Raw genomic sequence first — 17,884 nt, 5'->3', positions numbered from 1 at the left:
AAAAGCAGGGATTAATTAAGCATTAAAATTGGTTAAAATATGGAGTGTATTATAATATATGGTTAACTTGTAGATATTCAGTCATTTATCTGTCGTTTTGACTTTACTCTTGTTTGCTTCAAATTTACCGTCTGAGTCTTTTCCTGATCTGAGAGTTGAGCGCATTTGATTTAAAAACAGACACATGAAAAAGAAAACCAAAAAACGAATCAGCAGATTTTTCATTGTTACTTCAGTGCTGCAGGTAATATTTTATTCATATGTATACCGCAAGGAAATTAAACAAGTCTTAAAGCTCAAAACAAAGCAGCATTAGACAAAATCAGCATTTCTGTCAAACAGGGTATTGGTATTATCATCGACCTGCATATACCTTCCTGAACGGTATGATTCCCGGGAGCCTTATAGTAAGGGATGTTTGACCTTATTCCGGATGAAGGAAGCAGGAATCAGAAAAGACAGCAACCTTGAAATAATTGGTTTTAAAAAGGTCCATTTGGATAAAAGATCTGATTCAACCTGATTTGTTACAACAACATATTTTTACAGGCAAAAGCTCCATTGTAAAGTTCTCGGGTTACGATCGTCTGTACATTACATCGAATTTAAAGCTCTGTTTTCAATTTTCTCGATTATATTTATGAACATAAGCAGTTGTACCTCAAATCTTCTGCTGCCCTAAAATCTCTTATCATGAAAACTGTATGGCTTAACCTTCCTTCAAAAAACTTGCAGCTAACCAAAAGATTTTACCGTGAAATCGGTTTCCGTGAAAACCCCATGCATCGTGGTGCCGATCACCTCGGAAGCTTTTTGTTGGGCGATTCAAATTTCGTGGTAATGGTATTTCCTGAAGAAGCCTTTACCCGTTTTACAGGCAATGATGTTACCGACACAGCCTCGGGGAACGAAATGTTGCTGAACCTTGATGCCCAGAGCAGGGAAGAGGTAGACATCATGGCTCAAACCGTAATTGAGGCGGGCGGTGAGGTCTTCGCAGAACCTTCTGAGGTTGATGGTTGGATGTATGTAATGGGATTCACCGATCCCGACGGTCACCGATGGAGCATGCTTTATATGGATCCGCAGAAAATGTCTTGATTTTATAATCCTTGTCAGAAATATTTTCCCGGTTTTTCCTTCTGCCATATGAATACGTATCTTTAACAAAGCTTCTTCTTACCGATTGGCCTGCACCAAATTTTTCTTTATGCAGAAACCCAATAAACGACTCGAAGGACAAACCTGTATCGTCACGGGAGGCAGTTCGGGTATAGGAAAGGCAGTGGCCCTGGCAATTGGCAGAGACGGTGCCAATGTGGTTGTAAACTATCATTCTAACGCAGAAAGCGCCGAAGAGGTAGCTCACCAGATCAGCAAAGACAGCCTATGCGGTGATGCCATTGCGATACAGGCTGATGTGAGCCATGAAGCAGATGTAGTTGAGATGTTCTCAACCACCATAGAAACATTCGGCACGGTCGATATTTGTATTGCTAATTCGGGCATACAAAGGGATGCTGCTTTAACAGACATGAGTTTATCTGACTGGCAGCGGGTCATCGATGTGAATCTTACCGGCCAGTTTTTATGTGCACGCGAAGCCATACGTGAATTTTTACGTCGTGGCATGCGGCCTGATGTTTCAACGTCTTTGGGAAAGATCATACATATGAGTTCGGTACACCAGATCATACCCTGGGCCGGGCATGCAAATTATGCGGCTTCAAAGGGCGGACTGGTCATGTTGATGGAAAGTATTTGCCAGGAATATGCGCCTCACAAAATCAGGGTAAACAGTATCGCTCCTGGAGCAATACAGACTCCTATCAACCGGGAAGCTTGGAACACCCCGGAATCACTGGAAAAACTTCTGAAATTAATTCCATATAAGCGTATAGGGGTTCCCGATGATATCGGCAGTGCAGCCGTATGGCTTGCTTCTGATGAATCTGAATACGTCAACGGTACCACTCTTTATGTAGATGGAGGCATGACTTGTTTTCCGGGTTTTACGGCAAACGGATAAGAACCCCATGATCTGTAAAATCAGCAGATCGGTTGAGGTGATCTCTACCAGAGTGAGAATCTTTGTGAGAATTCATCTTAAACTTCACAAGCTTCCAGGTATTTATCAGGATTGAAATAAACGATCCAGGCTGTATAACAACCTTTTTCATTTACAGTTTAGGTAGAACTAATCCTCTAATTCCCCCTTGTAAACAGCGGTATCCGGGTAAAAGTTGTCCCAGGCCCAATTATAGGCGAGGGTAGCCGGAAGTAAGTTGCCATTTTTATCTTCTGCCCAGGCAGTTATTCCTTCCTTATCTGAGAATATCCTAATCAAGGTGGTATCGATCCGGATCTCTACAGGTGTTGTATGTTCAAATAAGCTATCCAAAGGGAAAAAGATTGCCTTTTCATTCAGATTTATTCCCAGTCCGAGATGGTCAGCTTCATGAGAGGTGGTTCGGGTGGGAATGGTCTTTCCGGGAATCCAGGTGGTATAGAATTGTTTTTGGTTTCGTGTCTTTTGCCCTGAAATCTGCGAACGATTCAAATTCGTGAGAACCTTTGTCCCTGGATATTTCGATCTCCAGAATTTCCAGGTGGCCTGTATTCCCGGTAATGGTTGCAAGGAAGTACCCGTCTTTTCACCTTTCACAGCTTTGCAGGATAATTGATTCCATACCGAACCGCTGTTTCGGTCTACAAAGAGCAGATTGTTGTAGATAAGTCCTCTTCCGAAATCAAACAAAGTGGTTTCTCCGTCTATTTCTGCGGAAAATGCACGCGCACTGCCAGCGAGCGGGCACCAGGTAATTACCACCGGTTGCCTGTCCAGCTGAAGATTAGCAATTTCGAACCCAGTGAGCATATTGATGGGAATAGCCACAGGTTCTGAATTTTGAAGGAGACCTAGAACAAGTTCAGAATCGTCAAGATCGGATTTTTCAACCTCGGTCAGGTTTAAATCTTCCAGGCCTCTGTCTACCGGCATGGCATAATCGAAAACAGGACCTCCGGGACGCGACTGGGCAAAGATCTGAATGGGACCAGGATCAAATTCAGTCTCCTTTGGGCTTGGCAGTTGGGTGTCTTTACAGGCCCAAAGAAAAACAAACAAGACAGGTATTAAAATAGGATATCTCATTACATGGTCATGCTTTTATGCAACAGAGCAATTTAATCAATATAAAACGACGGATAAAAGCAAAGACTGTTTTTCGCTTTCTATCTTGTGCGGTCTTAATTTGAAAGAATAAGTTTCTGATCCATCAGCGCATGGGTTCATAAATAAAGAAGAAATAAAAAAGTCCGAGTACCAGGGCCAGCACAAGGAAAACGATGACGGCAAATTTGATCATTCTTTTCATCGGTTATATTTTTGATCGGGTTGTGCTTAGAATTTATTAAAATTTTGTAAGATAGCGAACGAAAAGCCCGGTTAATTCGGGCTTGTCTTATTATGAATATAAATAATCTTCAGCGGTTTTTAAATACTGATCACCCTTACTATCATCAAGGTAAAGGGCTGCTGCTAATCGGCGCCTGCTTATTTGCAATAGGTTTTCTTTTTGAATATTTCATAGTTCCTTTTCCCCGAAACCCCAGTGAACACCTGTTTGAGTACTGGGTAATTTGCCTGGTTCATGTGACCGTTGCCACTTTGCTATACCTTATATTCTTCTTCCTTGTGAACCATCTTGTGAACACACAAAGATGGAAACGTTATAAGGAATTTTTTTCTGTGGTTGCCGTACTGTTCCTCATAGGTTTTGTGAACTGGCTCATCAGAGATGTTATTTATGATAATCCGTACAACCATTCTTTGGGTATATTATGGGAAGAGGTCTGGCATGCCTTCCTTTCAGGTGGGGTCATATTGTTTCTTGCCCTGAACGTCTATACCCATTTTCTGCAGCGAAAACATGAAAAACAGGCTGCACACATCCATTTTAACAAAACCCTTTCAGCGAGTGACAGATCGGTTAAAATCGAAGTAGATAGCGATCAGCAATTTTATATTGATACCGGTTCATTTCTCTGTGCCCGCAGCGAAGGAAATTATATCGAGGTTTTCAGCAGCACTTCTGCTGAAACGAACCGAACCGTCTACAGGTTCACTATGAACGCTTTGGAGCAAAGGTTAAAATCATACCCCGGGCTCTTCAGGTCCCACAGGAGTTACATGGTGAACATTGATAAGATACAGCAGGTTGAAGGAAATGCCCAGGGATATATGTTACAGGTTGAAAATCTGGATTTTCCTGTTCCCGTTTCAAGGGGGAGAATCGAAGCGTTCAGAAAGCTGGCAGATTAAGATTGCTGTTGATCACCATTTCTTTTCTTTCGTCACAAGGCTTTGTTGCCGGTCACAAAAACTTGTAATTCAGAACTAATTTTCTATCGCATCGGGCAGCCACTCTACATTTGTGTCAACCATTTAAACTTGCGATATGGAAAAAATAAGAAGATACGATCTGGATTGGCTGAGGGTTTTGGTTTTCGCCCTGCTGATATTTTACCACGTGGGGATGTACTTTGTTCCCTGGCAGTGGCACATTAAATATGAAAACCCGGTTGATTGGCTCACTTACCCCATGTACTTTATCAATCAATGGCGATTACCCATTTTATTTGTCATCTCCGGAATGGGAACTGCCTTTGCCCTCGGTTACCGAACCTCGGGACAGTTCATCAGGGAACGATTTTACCGTTTGTTAATCCCCCTGCTATTTGGTATGCTTGTGATCGTACCGCCTCAGGTATTTTTTGAAAGAAAGGTATCGGGAGCTTATGAAGGGAGCTATATTGATTTTCTACTTGGGCCGGCCTTTACCAACAGTGTATATCCGGAAGGAAATATCAGTTGGCATCACCTGTGGTTTCTGCCTTACCTGCTGGTTTTTTCAGTAATCCTGGTTCCGGTTTTTATAAGGATGAGAAATCATAACAGGTGGAAGACTGTATTAGAACATAAATTGTCTGAAAGCCCACTTCATTTACTGTGGTTTCTGTTGCCGTTGTACTTATATGAAATACTTCTGGAACCCATCTTCGGGATTACTCATAACCTGGTCTGGGACTGGTTCAATTTTGTGAACTGTTTGACGTTGTTCTTTTTCGGTTTTGTTCTGATACAGATCAGGGAGGTTTTCTGGGTTACCGCACAAAAGATCCGAAAGCAAATGCTCGTTGCAGCCATCATATCATTTTTGGTTTTACTAACCATACGCATTCTGGGTAAAGATTCTTTACTGATACATCTTACCGAAGGATTTTTTAAAGTGTTCAATATGTGGGCCTGGATTATTGTAATTTTCGGATATGCCTCTCAATACCTGAACAGAAATGTTTCTTGGTTATCATATGCAAATCAGGCTGTTTATCCATTCTATATCCTTCACCAGACCGTAACAGTAATTCTGGGATATTATTTGCTAAAGGTTCATTTGCCCTTTATGATTGAGTTTCTGATCCTGATACTGGGAACTTTTGTTATCAGTTGGTTTGTATTTGAGTTTGTGATAAGGAGAGTTTCCTGGCTGTGGCCATTATTCGGAGTAAAAAGACCGGTAATATATAAGTCGGGGAGGGAAAAACTAAGACAGACATCCTTGCAAAAGGCATAAAAAAACAAAGGGAATATAAAATGTGTTACCATTTTTATTCCCTTTGATACTATATTTTTCAATAGCATTACCTATTGAATACAACGGATATACTCTCAGCCGCTGGGCACTCCGATATAGTTCCGTAAATATACAAAAAAATAACCATAAATTACTGACAAACAGATAATTAACTGTTTTTTAACTTTTTATGAAAGCATTTTGTTTCAGATCTTCTTTTTGATCTTCTTTACTCCGTTTATTCCTTTTTCATATCTTTCAGCAAACCATAACCAAGATGAAAATTTTATATTCAGCCATCACGGCTGCCTCATTAATTCTTTTGATAGCCTGTAAGGAAAAGAAAACTCCTGGATATCAGGAGGCTATTGACAAAAGTACAGAGCCTCAACAAACAGACAGTCTTTCGGTCAAGGCCGAATCAAGCGATCTTCCTGCATTGAATTCAATTGCTGATACCGTTTTTGTAAGACTGGCAGATTACAGTGATGATTTCAGTTATGATCTTAAATATGCAACCAACGATAATTTTTTGGAAAAAGCTGTGTATGACTGTGCCGAATGTTATGTACGTGCTACAACTGCCAAAGCCTTGATAGAGGCGAATAAGGAATTCATGGATCGTGGCTACCGTATCAAGTTTTTCGATTGTTATCGCCCGCATGACGTTCAGAAGAAAATGTGGGAGATCGAACCGAATCCTACATATGTAGCTGACCCTGCAAAAGGATCCATTCATAATAAAGGCGGGGCCGTTGATATTACCCTGGTCGATCTGCAAGGTAACGAGATTCCCATGGGAACAGGCTTTGACTTCTTTGGTCCCGAAGCCCGCCATGCTTATACTGATCTTCCGAAAGAAGTTATTGAAAATCGCCAAATGCTGAAAACGGTTATGGAATCACATGGCTTCAATGCCATTACTTCCGAATGGTGGCATTACAATTACGGGCCAACCCTGAATATGGAGGTTGCGAATTTTACCTGGGATTGCCTTTAAGTTTAAAGGGGCACGACTCAGTGCTTTCCTCTAAAATACAGTTCAGCTAAAAAGAGCTTCAGGGCAGGTAAACCTGATATAATCGAGATTTCCGACAGTATGGGTGAAAGCTTGTTATTGCCTGCTTGTTGAGTCTGATAGAGATCGGTTAATGCATGGGGTCAAAAAGGAAATCCCCGGTTTAGAATTCGCAGATTAAGGATATTTAGAACAAACGATAACGATCTTTTTCCCTTGCAGGTCTGTACAGAAGAAGAGGTATTTTTCCCCTCCTTCCTTTATTCCCGTTTTCTTGCGTATCTGGTTCACGGTATCAGGAAAATTACGAATAGTGATATTTGCCTTTTGCAGTTCAGCGTCTTTTTTGAGAAGCTTCTTATTGTAGGGAAGAATACGTTCAATTAAGAAACTCCTTCCCGGAAACTCTACAGGCTTGGAACTGGTGTATAAATGGGTATGTGAATGCAGTTTGTAGCAATCAAACTTATGTGTAAGCAGGGTAAAACACCCCGACTTCATAACCGCGGCATTGGGTTCGTACAGGTATTTAAGGGGTGCAGAAAAATTTGCTGTACTCTGAGCTTCCTCACTCAGACGAAAAGTTAAGGGGTCTGTTTGCTCGTTATGAATGTTCATTGCGTGCACGAGCGGATCAGTACCCGCATCTTTCTTCAGGATCCACAGCAGTTCCTTGACTTCATTCTTTAGACTGATGATATGAATACTATTCACAAATCTGAATGATTCGATACCGGCCTGCAGATCGAGCAGGGGTGAGGTCTTGACCATGACGGCTTCTCCATGATCGAATAACCCGGGCAGGGTAGCAGCTATATCCGGCAGGCAGTCTTCGAGCATAAAGACCTTCTTTTTCGATCGGTCTCTTCTCGCGGGATCTGCATAGATAAGATCGAAGATTCGGTTATTGATTTTTAAAAACTCCAGTCCGTCACCGGTATGGCATTCTATATTGGTAGCACCCAGTTTTTGAAAATTGTGGCGGGCGATCTTTGAAAGTTCCGTATTGATCTCACAATGAATGACTTTTTTTGCCAGGAGTGAAAAAAAATAACTGTCTATTCCAAATCCTCCAGTGAGATCAATTACCTGTTCATAAGGAAGGAGCTGCGATTTATACCGAGCTGTCTGTTCAGAAGAGGTTTGTTCGACAGAGATTTTTTCGGGATAGATAATACCTTCTGTACGTGCCCATAATGGAAGTTTGTCAAGGGCTTTTTGTTTCGCGGTTATTTGCTGCAGTACCTCGCGGTCTGAGACTCCTTTTAAGCCGATCCCTTTAAGTGCCAGCTGCCCCGGGTCATCATGAAGGTGTTCTTTTATAAACCTCTGTACGTCAGGGTCTGAAATACGGGAATTCATACCTAAAGATCTTTGGTGATCGATCTCACGATCTCGTTTTCAGAAAGGAACTCTTTCAAAATAACCTTGAGGGCTGTATAGGCAGGAATTGCCAGTACCATTCCGGTAACCCCGAATAAGACACCGGCCACGATGATCACCAGGAATATCTCAAGCGGATGTGACTTCACGCTGCTTGAAAATATATAAGGCTGGCTGAAGAAATTATCGATCAGCTGGCCCGCAACAAAACCTATAAAGACATAGATGGCTTTTGGAAATATCACGGTGCTGAAATCTTCACCCAGGTTGCTGGACATGGTAAGTATCACCATAAGAACGCCCCCGATAATAGGCCCGATGTAGGGTATAAGGTTCAGCAAGGCGCATAAAAAGGCAATTACGAATGCGTCTTCTATTCCAAATGTAAGCAGTATGACGGTATACCAGAAGAATAAGATGGTGATCTGGATCAACAACCCGATAAAATAACGGGAGAGGAGGTTCTTGATCTTGTCGATACTGTTGACCACTTTTTGCTTTTCTGAATCTGGTATGAAAAGCAATAGCGTATTCTGGAACAATTTGCTGTCTCTCATAAAGAAAAATGCAATGAATATAACGGTGAAAAAACCGAAACCAAAACTCCCCAGTCCGCTCATAATCGGATTAAGAAGATCAGTAATCATAGAGAAATTAAACCTCGAGACCAGGTCTGACCTTCTAAGAGACTCTTCTACCGATCTTTCGACCTGATAACGGTTGATCTGGAAATAATCGGCCACCTGTTCATAAAGGTCACGAAGATTGAGCTGCAGGTTCTTGATATTGAGAAGGGACAGGTTTTTTCCCTGTTCTATGATGAGCGGAATGAATAAGGAGATCAGTCCTACAAAAACCGCAGACATCAGCACCATGGTAATCACCACAGCCACCGTATTATTAAAGCGCAATTTTCTGCGCAAAAGAAGAATAAGCGGTCTTCCTATCAGTGAAACCACTACCGCGATAAGAATATAGGCAATGATAGACCTTACCTTATAGACGAATAAAAGTATCAGGCTGATCAAAATAAGGATTCCCACGGCCCGAAGTATGCCGTTGGCTATAGTCTTAGCGTTCATATCAATTCAGGTTGGAAGACAAAAGGTAATTCTATTTTATGAGATGATAAAAATTTGTTCATTTTTTCAAGTGCGCGCTGACTTTATAAAGTGCTATGGCAGCGGCATGGGTGACGTTCATACTGCTGTTTCTGCCGTACATTTCTATATGAGAAACCTGATCACAAAGATCGATGACATCAGCACTCAGTCCGAATTTTTCACTTCCGACAATCAGGGCAATTTTATCATGTTTATGTAACGAAATGGTATCCAGCGGCCGGCTTTCCCGGGTGATCTCCAACCCCATGAGATGATAACCGTTTCTTTTGAGCTCCTTAAGTGAGGAGCAGGTATCATCACTGAATGAATGATTTACAGTCTGATGGGTAGCGCGGGAGGTTTTCTGCATTCTTCTGGTGAATACCGGCTGAACTTCGGTAAAGATGATCTCTTTCACCCCGAAAGCATCGGCCAGACGAAATATCGACCCCGTATTTGAGGCGCTGGTCATAGCCTGGCAGACAATGATCAGTTCAAAGGTTTTTTCCGGAAAGTTTATTTCTTCGTGCTCCAATTGTTTTTCCATACCGGGAAGTTCGGGAAGTCAGTGTTTGAAAGCGTAGTCGATGATATTGGCACCCATTTGCAGAGCCTTTTGCCTCACTTCTTCAGGGTCGTTATGAATCTCGGGGTTTTCCCACCCGTCGCCCAGATCACTTTCATAGGTAAACAGGAGTAACAGCCGGTCGTTTTCGAAAATACCAAAAGCCTGGGGTCGTTTGCCGTCGTGCTCATGAATTTTAGGAAGGCCGCCGGGAAATTTAAAATGTTGGGTGAATATGGGATGATCGGCCGGTAACTCGATCAGTTCTTTATCGGGAAATACCTTTTTCAATTCTTTTACGAGATAGGGCTGCATCCCATAGTTGTCGTCTATGTGGAGAAACCCGCCTGCGAGCAAATAGGTTCTTAAATTGATCGCATCATCTTCATCAAAGAATACATTACCATGGCCGGTCATGTGAACATACGGGTACAGGAAAAGGTCTTCACTTCCCGTCTCAACCACTTGAGGCTTCGCATTGATTCTGGTATTTATCTCTGAATTGCAAAAAGCGATGAGATTGGGCAAGGCTGTTGGGTTGGAATACCAGTCACCTCCCCCCTGATATTTGAGAACAGCTATGTCCTGTGCTCTGAGAGCATTTGATACAAGTGTTAGCGATATAATGATAAGAACTCTTTTTAACATGTGTCAGTTATTTATCATTGATACGATGTGGCAGGCAACGATGGCAGCAGTCTCTGTACGCAGTCTGTTGTCAGACAACGAGACCGGGTAATATCCGGCCTGTATGGCGAGTTGTATTTCTTCATCTGAAAAGTCTCCTTCGGGGCCTATAAGGATCAAAACTTCCTTGTCAGGCATTATATGCCGTTTAAGGTCATATCGTTCGTCTTCTTTACAATGAGCGATAAATAACTGGGCCTTTTGCTTTTTATCGATGAAATCACGAAAACCGATAGCCTCATTCAACTGAGGCAGGTAACAGTTCAATGACTGTTTCAAGGCGGTCTGAATGATTCGTTCGAACCGGTCATTCTTTATTTTCTTTCTTTCAGAATGATCACAAATTAGCGGGGTGATCTCATCGATACCGATTTCAGTCGATTTTTCAAGGAACCATTCGTATCTTTCATTCATCTTGGTTGGAGCCACGGCCATATGCAGGCGGTACCTCTTTTTAGGTTGTAAACGGCTGCTGATCAATTCAACCGAACATTTCTTCTGGTCTATGTTGGTCAGTTTGCCTTCAAAAAGATAGCCCTTACCATTGGTTATGTATAAGATGTCACCCTCCTTCTTTCTCAGAACCCGGGCGATATGCTTGCTTTCATCCTTAGAAAAGTCGTAGATTTTACTGTTCTTATCGAGGTCTGGTGCGAAAAATAACTGCATATGCTGAAATTAGATTGAGTAGCGGGCTTTGGCTGCTACACGCTGGTCAGCAAAATCGCCTTCCAGATATTTTAAATACCCTACAATTCCGATCATGGCCGCATTGTCGGTGGTATATTCAAATTTAGGGATATAGGTTTTCCAGCCCAAATTATTTCGGGCATCGGTAAGGCTTTTCCTGATTCCGCTGTTAGCGGAGACTCCTCCACCCACTGCAATTTCACGAATACCGGTTTCTTTGACCGCCTTTTTAAGTTTCTTCATCAGGATCTGTACGATGGTATACTGAACAGAGGCACAGATGTCGTTGAGGTTTTTTTCGATGAATTCTGGATCTTTCCCCGTTTCTCTCTGAACGAAATACAGCACCGCGGTTTTTAATCCGCTGAAACTAAAATCAAGACCTCCAACCTTGGGAATGGGAAATTCAAAGGCCCTGGGATTTCCTTGCTGTGCAAGTTTGTCAAGAACCGGACCTCCGGGATAAGGCAGCCCCAGTATTTTTGCAGATTTATCGAATGCCTCTCCCACAGCGTCGTCCTGGGTTTGTCCGATCACCTCCATTTCGAAAAATCCGTTCACCTTTACGATTTGTGTGTGACCCCCGCTGATTGTCAGTGCTAAAAATGGGAATTGCGGTTTCTTATTGTTATCTTCTTCTATGAAATGGGCGAGAATATGTGCCTGCATGTGATTTACCTCTATCAGGGGTATGTTCAGCCCCATAGCCAGAGATTTGGCAAAAGATGTTCCTACCAGTAATGAGCCCATGAGACCCGGTCCTTTGGTAAAGGCAATGGCTGAAAGTTCGTTTTTTTCGACCCCTGCCTGTTTCAGTGCCTGGTGAATGACGGGTACTATGTTCTGCTGGTGTGCCCTGGAGGCCAGTTCGGGAACAACCCCGCCATAGGCTTCATGTATTTCCTGGGTTGCAACGACATTGCTCAGAACGCGGTCATTGCAAAGTACAGCGGCTGCCGTATCATCACATGAAGATTCTATGGCAAGTATAATCACATCTTTGGTTTTCATCTTATCTTTGGAACGAAAATTGACTGCAAAGTTATAATTTAAAGGCCTATCCGGAAATTAAGAAAAATATTATTTAGGACCTTCCTGGTATTGATCGGGATCTTTTTGATCACCGGGGTATTTCTGTCGCTTCCTCCGGTACAAAACGGCATTGCCAATAAACTTACCACCTGGCTGAACGAGACCTACAATACTAAAATTCAGGTTGAAGATGTTTATATCTCTTTATTTCTTGGAGATGTAAGCCTGAGAAAGGTTTACATTGAAGACTATCAGGGTGACACTTTGATTTATGCCAGCAGGCTTAACACCTCCCTTTTGAATCTGAAGGATATCGCCAGAGGGGATCTGAGCTTCGGCGATATCGAAGGGCATGACCTGTACCTCAACATCACAACATATGAAGGGGAGAATAATTCCAACCTGGATGTCTTTGTCGAAAAACTTGACAGCGGAGAGTCTACCGGAGAACCCTTTGTCATGACCGCCAGTAGTATCGAGATACAATCCGGCCGCTTCCTGATGATCGATAAGAATAAAGAAAATGCCCGGCTATTGGGACTTGAACAGATCACCGCTGCTGCCGATGATTTCAGAATTGAAGGACCTAATGTAAGTCTTGATATCAGAGATCTCGCTTTCGAAACCGCCAGGGGGGTTACCATGGAACACCTTCAGGCCTCCTTTACCTATTCAAAAGAGGCTATGAAGATCGATTCACTGAAGTTGGAAACTCCGGAGTCTGAAGTAAATGGCTATATACATTTTAACTACAATCGTGAAGATTTTGCTGATTTCATCAACAAGGTGAAGATTGACGGGCGTTTTGAGAACAGCACCTTATCATTGAATGAACTCAATAAATTCTATAGTGAATTCGGTACAAGGAGAAAGGTCGATATGTCTGCATCATTCTCAGGGGTACTCAATGATCTGAATCTGGAAGATGTTTCCCTGCGCTCTGAAAACACATCTGTGAAGGGTGATTTTTATTTCAAGAACCTGATCGAGAATAATGACCGCTTCAGGATGGATGCCAGAATACAGAATATTAGTTCCAATTATTCACAGCTGGTCAGTTTAATGCCCAATCTGCTGGGTAATACACTGCCTTCCACCTTTGAGCGATTCGGACAATTCAATCTCGGAGGAAGAATAGACCTCACGACTGAAAAAATCTATTCCAAGGTTGAATTAAAAACTGCCTTGGGTAATGCTTATTCAGATATTACCCTGACCAATATCGATAATATCGACCAGGCCTCCTACAAAGGCTTCCTTTCTCTTAACGATTTTGACCTGGGAGGCTATATAGAAAGTTCAGCTTTGGGAACCACCACACTTGACGTCGATGTTGACGGAAAAGGCTTTAATAAAAATACACTGAACACCGAGGTGATCGGGAAGATCTTCAAGCTGAATTATAATGGCTATGAATATAATGACATCAGGGTTTCGGGAGTGATAAAAGATCAGCTTTTTGACGGGAAACTTACCGCAGGAGATGAGAATTTCGATGTGGATTTCGAGGGGCTTGCTGATCTTTCAGGAGAAAATAATGAATTCAATTTCGTTGCCGATGTGAATCGAATAGAACTGAATACGCTAAATTTATTCAAAAGGGACAGCCTGGCGGTATTTCAGGGTAGAATACAAATGAACGCCCAGGGCAGCAGCATCGATAACTTCAGAGGGGAACTGAACTTTAGCAATACCCAGTATACCAACGAAGATGATACTTTCTATTTTGAAGATTTCTCTATAAGCTCGCGATTTGAGGGGGAGGAAAGGGTGATAGAGGTAAATTCACCCGATATTATCACCGGTTATGTTAGAGGGGTCTTTAAGATCGGAGAGATCGATAAACTGGTGATGAACTCCGTTGGTAGCATTTATACCAATTATGATCCTTATAAAATTACTCCGGGACAAAACCTGGACTTCAATCTGAAGATATATAATAAGATCGTAGAGGTGTTCTTTCCCGAGATCGAATTTGGGAGCAATACCTTCATCAGGGGAAGTATGGAGGCTGATGAAGGCGACTTTAAACTCACCTTCAGATCTCCGCTCATCGATGCCTATGGCAATGTTTTCGAAAACATTAACCTGAATGTTGACAACAAGAATCCGCTATTTAATACATACGTAGAGGTATCTGAGATAAAGAGCAATGTATACGATGTTTCAAATTTCAGTTTGATAAACACTAAGATCAAGGATACCCTTTTCTTCCGCACCGAATTCAAGGGAGGGGAGGAGTACGACGACAGGTATAGCCTTAACTTCTATCACACCTTTACCGAAAAGCGGCAGTCGGTGATCGGATTGAAGCGTTCTGAGCTGAGCTTTAAAGGTCATGAATGGATCATCAATGAGAATAATAACCGACAGAATAAAGTAATCTTTGATAACTCTCTCGATACCATTAATATCGAGCAGGTAGTCATGAATTACAAGAATGAGGAAATCAGGCTCGAAGGTACCCTTATCGATACCACCTATAAAGATATAGACCTGGAATTCGAAAAGGTGGAATTACAAAATATCACTCCGGCCATAGACAGTCTTGACATGCGCGGTACGGTAGACGGTTACCTGAATATCCTGCAACAGAATACGAACTATTACCCCTCTTCTAATGTAAAGATCACCGATTTTGCGGTAAATGATGTGGTACTGGGGAATTTCTTCCTTTCAATCTTTGGAAACGACAACCTGAGAAATTATGGTGTCAACACCAAAATAGTCAGGAATAACAAGGAAGTACTTAACATTTTCGGAGATATAAATTACCGCAACCAGGAATCGAACTTCAGCCTGCAGGGAAAAATGCAGGATATGAACCTTGAGCCTTTCAGTCCGCTGGGCGGAGAGGTATTAGATCAGCTTCGTGGTTATGCGAGTGGTAATTTTGTAGTGAAAGGCCCTATCAATAATCCCGATATCAATGGGTCCCTCAGCCTGCAGGATGCAGGGTTACGTATACCGTATCTCAATCTCGATGTGGCCTTTAATCAGGGAGCAAATATTATTCTGAATTCACAATCAATTGTTTTTAATAATGTCACCCTTACAGATACCGAGTATAAAACACAGGCAAATCTTTTGGGGGTGATCACGCATGACTACTTTACCGACTGGTACCTGGACCTTGATTTCAATACCCTGGGCGACCGTTTTCTGGTATTGAATACAGAGCAGGAAGAAAACTCCCTATATTACGGAACAGGCTTTATAAGCGGGACTTCAAAAATTTACGGACAAACCGATGAACTGATCAATATCGAGGTAACAGCCAGTACTGAAAAAGGAACCGTATTTAAGATTCCGATCAGTGACGAGACCTCTATCGGGGATTTTTCTTATATAAACTTCATCGATAAGACCGATGCCGAAAACGGCAATGGAAAAAGACAACTCGCAGAAGTGCAGGGACTGGAGATGCAATTCGACCTGGATGTAACCCCGGAAGCCGATATCGAGATCGTAGTTGATCAAAAGACAGGCAGCTCCCTGAGGGGAAGCGGTGCAGGGAACCTGCTGATCGAGGTGAACACCAACGGGAAATTCAGAATGTGGGGAGACTTTTTGACCTTCGACGGGCAATATAACTTTAAGTACGGAGGTATTATCGATAAGACCTTCAAAGTGCTTCCCAACGGAAGTATTGTATGGGAAGGAGATCCGCTGGGAGCTAATGTCGATATCTGGGCGCAGTATTCCTTGAACGCAAACCCGTCGGTACTGCTTGACAATGCGCAATATACCCGGAAGATAGAAACCGAGGTAAGGATTCATATGATGGGTGAGCTTATGCAACCCAGGTTCGAATATCAGATCGAATTCCCGACTGCATCTGCTGTTACCAATTCAGAATTACAGTATCGACTGGAAGATGAGACCAAAAGAGAACTCCAGGTTTTTTCACTGCTGTCACAGGGTACCTTCATCAATGAGTTCAGTATCGGAAACCAGGCCCTGACCGGTAACCTGGCACAAACAGCATCGAGCATGTTTAACGATATATTGAATTCAGGAGATGGTAAGTTCGATGTAGGGGTGTCTTATGAGGTAGGTGAGCGCAACCCGGAGCAGGACTTTGTAACCGAAGACCGTCTTGGGGTGACCGTTTCTACTCAGATCAGTGATCGCGTGCTGATCAATGGTAAGATAGGAATGCCGATAGGCGGAGTCTCTGAAAGTGTGGTAGCCGGAAATGTCGAGGTACAGATATTGCTTAATGAAGACGGGACACTGAGGGCAACCATTTTCAACCGGGAGAATGAGATCACCCAGTTCTTTGCCCAGCAACAGGGGTATACCCAGGGCGTAGGTCTTTCTTATGAGGTCGATTTCGATACTTTCAGGGAACTGCTCAGAAAGCTTTTTGGAAAGCAGGAAGAAGAGCAGGAAGGGTTACCGGGGATATCCAAGACCCCTCAGAAACAAAAAAGTTTCGGTAACGGATTGGTAAAGATCAATTCTGAGGAAAAGGGAGGCGCTGAAAATGATAACGATCTTTAGCCTTCAGATCATGCTTTTCTGACAGTTAATTAAGTCATTTGGTGAGAAGTTTTCGCCACAATTAAATCATAGCTTTTTTTGTATCTTATCACTCGTTTTTAAAACGGTAAAATCCCTGTTTTTTCCTTTTCCGTGCCGTTTTTTCTGCCCCTGAAAAATTTTTTTTGAAACGAAAACGATTGAAATTCCGATTGTCATAATTTTCGGGATTTCAATTTGATATAATTGAATTTTCTTTGGTAGCTTTACGAAGCTTAAACAAAAAATAGATGCCAAAAAGCCTTAAAAAAATTGGGGTTATGACCTCGGGAGGAGACGCTCCCGGAATGAATGCTGCCATCAGATCAGTGGTTCGCGCCTGTGCTTTTCATAAGATCACCTGTGTAGGAATTTACAGAGGATACCAGGGGCTGATCGAAGGAGATATGGAAGAATTGAATGCGAGAAGTGTTAAGAATATTATCAACCGTGGTGGTACGTTTCTGAAATCTGCCCGTTCCAAAGATTTCAGAACCAAGGAAGGCCGTAAAAAGGCCTATGATCACCTGGTGAACAATGAAATTGATGCTCTCGTACTGATTGGGGGTGACGGTACGTTTACCGGAGGAATGATCTTTAACCAGGAGTTCGGTTTTCCGGTTATCGGAATACCGGGTACTATCGATAATGATATCTACGGAACGAATTTTACGCTTGGATATGATACGGCTCTCAATACGGTGGTAGATGCCATTGACCGCATCAGGGACACGGCCAGCTCTCATGACAGGCTCTTCTTTATAGAAGTGATGGGGCGTGATGCAGGACACATAGCTCTGAACGCAGGTGTTGGGGCAGGAGCAGAAGAGATCCTTATTCCGGAGGAAAATCTGGGCTTTGACCGGCTGATGGAATCATTGAAAAGAAGCCGTAAGTCAGGGAAAACCTCTTCTATAGTCGTGGTCGCAGAAGGTGATAAGACCGGAGAGAATGTATTCGAACTGGCTCAGAAAGTGGAATCAGAAATGCCCTTTTATGATATAAGGGTAACCGTTCTGGGGCACGTACAGCGAGGGGGTACCCCAACCTGTTTCGACAGGGTGCTTGCCAGTCGAATGGGCGTGAAAGCGGTTGAGACCCTTATGGATGGCCAATCGAATCTCATGGTAGGCATCAAGAATGATAAAATTAATCTGACTCCTTTGGATAAGGCGGTCAAAGGAAAGACGGAGATCAACAAAGAGTTGATACGTGTTTCTGAAATAATGACAACATAAATCTTTAA

The 17,884-nt window shown here is 42.6% G+C and carries 14 protein-coding genes; 7 read left to right on the top strand and 7 right to left on the bottom strand.

The annotated features are described in order from the left end of the window. The first annotated feature begins 693 nt into the window (after nucleotides 1–693). Both K7R10_RS02720 and K7R10_RS02715 read left to right on the top strand, forming a co-directional pair. The gene (locus tag K7R10_RS02720) at nucleotides 694–1,101 is read left to right on the top strand and encodes a VOC family protein (protein WP_224483153.1); all 408 of its coding nucleotides are present in this window, start codon (nucleotides 694–696) and stop codon (nucleotides 1,099–1,101) included. A gap of 109 nt (nucleotides 1,102–1,210) precedes the next feature. Further along, complete coding sequence (locus K7R10_RS02715) at nucleotides 1,211–2,029, top strand: SDR family oxidoreductase (protein WP_224483152.1); 819 nt, start codon at nucleotides 1,211–1,213, stop codon at nucleotides 2,027–2,029. Nucleotides 2,030–2,197: 168 nt separating this feature from the next. Here the strand turns inward: K7R10_RS02715 and K7R10_RS02710 are convergent, their stop codons facing one another. Further along, nucleotides 2,198–3,154, bottom strand: coding sequence for a DUF3179 domain-containing (seleno)protein (locus tag K7R10_RS02710; protein WP_224483151.1), 957 nt, complete (start codon nucleotides 3,152–3,154; stop codon nucleotides 2,198–2,200). A gap of 315 nt (nucleotides 3,155–3,469) precedes the next feature. On the opposite strand from K7R10_RS02710, the gene K7R10_RS02705 reads away from it, so the two are divergent. The 3 genes from K7R10_RS02705 to K7R10_RS02695 all read left to right on the top strand — a co-directional run bounded on the left by K7R10_RS02705 (nucleotide 3,470) and on the right by K7R10_RS02695 (nucleotide 6,636). Next, nucleotides 3,470–4,324 carry a LytR/AlgR family response regulator transcription factor gene (locus tag K7R10_RS02705; RefSeq protein WP_224483150.1) on the top strand — a complete coding sequence of 285 codons (855 nt, stop codon included), beginning with the start codon at nucleotides 3,470–3,472 and terminating at the stop codon, nucleotides 4,322–4,324. A gap of 136 nt (nucleotides 4,325–4,460) precedes the next feature. Further along, nucleotides 4,461–5,636, top strand: coding sequence for an acyltransferase family protein (locus tag K7R10_RS02700; RefSeq protein WP_224483149.1), 1,176 nt, complete (start codon nucleotides 4,461–4,463; stop codon nucleotides 5,634–5,636). A 277-nt stretch (nucleotides 5,637–5,913) separates the two neighbouring features. After that, nucleotides 5,914–6,636 (top strand): M15 family metallopeptidase, encoded by a 723-nt coding sequence (locus K7R10_RS02695; RefSeq protein WP_224483148.1) that lies wholly within the window; start codon nucleotides 5,914–5,916, stop codon nucleotides 6,634–6,636. Between the two features lie 195 nt (nucleotides 6,637–6,831). Here the strand turns inward: K7R10_RS02695 and K7R10_RS02690 are convergent, their stop codons facing one another. The 6 genes from K7R10_RS02690 to tsaD are packed head-to-tail and all read right to left on the bottom strand — an operon-like array spanning nucleotide 6,832 to nucleotide 12,093. After that, nucleotides 6,832–8,016 (bottom strand): THUMP-like domain-containing protein, encoded by a 1,185-nt coding sequence (locus tag K7R10_RS02690; protein ID WP_224483147.1) that lies wholly within the window; start codon nucleotides 8,014–8,016, stop codon nucleotides 6,832–6,834. 2 nt (nucleotides 8,017–8,018) lie between these two features. Further along, entirely contained in the window at nucleotides 8,019–9,119 is a 1,101-nt protein-coding gene (locus K7R10_RS02685; RefSeq protein WP_224483146.1) for an AI-2E family transporter, read from the bottom strand. A 58-nt stretch (nucleotides 9,120–9,177) separates the two neighbouring features. Beyond that, a complete protein-coding gene (locus tag K7R10_RS02680; RefSeq protein ID WP_224483145.1) occupies nucleotides 9,178–9,687 on the bottom strand; it encodes a TrmH family RNA methyltransferase in 510 nt (169 codons plus the stop codon). Nucleotides 9,688–9,705: 18 nt separating this feature from the next. Further along, nucleotides 9,706–10,353 (bottom strand): DUF4159 domain-containing protein, encoded by a 648-nt coding sequence (locus tag K7R10_RS02675; protein ID WP_224483144.1) that lies wholly within the window; start codon nucleotides 10,351–10,353, stop codon nucleotides 9,706–9,708. Nucleotides 10,354–10,356: 3 nt separating this feature from the next. After that, nucleotides 10,357–11,061 (bottom strand): 16S rRNA (uracil(1498)-N(3))-methyltransferase, encoded by a 705-nt coding sequence (locus K7R10_RS02670; protein ID WP_224483143.1) that lies wholly within the window; start codon nucleotides 11,059–11,061, stop codon nucleotides 10,357–10,359. A gap of 9 nt (nucleotides 11,062–11,070) precedes the next feature. After that, nucleotides 11,071–12,093: a tRNA (adenosine(37)-N6)-threonylcarbamoyltransferase complex transferase subunit TsaD gene (tsaD, locus tag K7R10_RS02665; protein ID WP_224483142.1), complete on the bottom strand. Its 1,023-nt coding sequence runs from the start codon at nucleotides 12,091–12,093 to the stop codon at nucleotides 11,071–11,073. Between the two features lie 90 nt (nucleotides 12,094–12,183). On the opposite strand from tsaD, the gene K7R10_RS02660 reads away from it, so the two are divergent. Both K7R10_RS02660 and pfkA read left to right on the top strand, forming a co-directional pair. Further along, entirely contained in the window at nucleotides 12,184–16,620 is a 4,437-nt protein-coding gene (locus tag K7R10_RS02660) for a translocation/assembly module TamB domain-containing protein (RefSeq protein ID WP_224483141.1), read from the top strand. Nucleotides 16,621–16,889: 269 nt separating this feature from the next. Next, nucleotides 16,890–17,876 (top strand): 6-phosphofructokinase, encoded by a 987-nt coding sequence (gene pfkA, locus K7R10_RS02655; protein WP_224483140.1) that lies wholly within the window; start codon nucleotides 16,890–16,892, stop codon nucleotides 17,874–17,876. Nucleotides 17,877–17,884: the final 8 nt, after the last annotated feature.

It is taken from the genome of Robertkochia aurantiaca (genome assembly GCF_020166495.1).
Taxonomy (GTDB): domain Bacteria; phylum Bacteroidota; class Bacteroidia; order Flavobacteriales; family Flavobacteriaceae; genus Robertkochia; species Robertkochia aurantiaca.
The sequence above is the reverse complement of the archived record's forward strand: the minus strand, read 5'-3'. Positions and strand labels throughout refer to the sequence as shown.

Bases quoted from the DNA above. Each gene is read 5' to 3' on its own strand.
- tsaD (WP_224483142.1), bottom strand. From the start codon at position 12,093: ATGAAAACCAAAGATGTGATTATACTTGCCATAGAATCTTCATGTGAT.
- K7R10_RS02700 (WP_224483149.1), top strand. From the start codon at position 4,461: ATGGAAAAAATAAGAAGATACGATCTGGATTGGCTGAGGGTTTTGGTT.
- K7R10_RS02680 (WP_224483145.1), bottom strand. From the start codon at position 9,687: ATGGAAAAACAATTGGAGCACGAAGAAATAAACTTTCCGGAAAAAACC.
- K7R10_RS02715 (WP_224483152.1), top strand. From the start codon at position 1,211: ATGCAGAAACCCAATAAACGACTCGAAGGACAAACCTGTATCGTCACG.
- K7R10_RS02705 (WP_224483150.1), top strand. From the start codon at position 3,470: ATGAATATAAATAATCTTCAGCGGTTTTTAAATACTGATCACCCTTAC.
- K7R10_RS02695 (WP_224483148.1), top strand. From the start codon at position 5,914: ATGAAAATTTTATATTCAGCCATCACGGCTGCCTCATTAATTCTTTTG.
- K7R10_RS02690 (WP_224483147.1), bottom strand. From the start codon at position 8,016: ATGAATTCCCGTATTTCAGACCCTGACGTACAGAGGTTTATAAAAGAA.
- K7R10_RS02720 (WP_224483153.1), top strand. From the start codon at position 694: ATGAAAACTGTATGGCTTAACCTTCCTTCAAAAAACTTGCAGCTAACC.
- K7R10_RS02675 (WP_224483144.1), bottom strand. From the start codon at position 10,353: ATGTTAAAAAGAGTTCTTATCATTATATCGCTAACACTTGTATCAAAT.
- K7R10_RS02710 (WP_224483151.1), bottom strand. From the start codon at position 3,154: ATGAGATATCCTATTTTAATACCTGTCTTGTTTGTTTTTCTTTGGGCC.
- K7R10_RS02685 (WP_224483146.1), bottom strand. From the start codon at position 9,119: ATGAACGCTAAGACTATAGCCAACGGCATACTTCGGGCCGTGGGAATC.
- K7R10_RS02670 (WP_224483143.1), bottom strand. From the start codon at position 11,061: ATGCAGTTATTTTTCGCACCAGACCTCGATAAGAACAGTAAAATCTAC.
- pfkA (WP_224483140.1), top strand. From the start codon at position 16,890: ATGCCAAAAAGCCTTAAAAAAATTGGGGTTATGACCTCGGGAGGAGAC.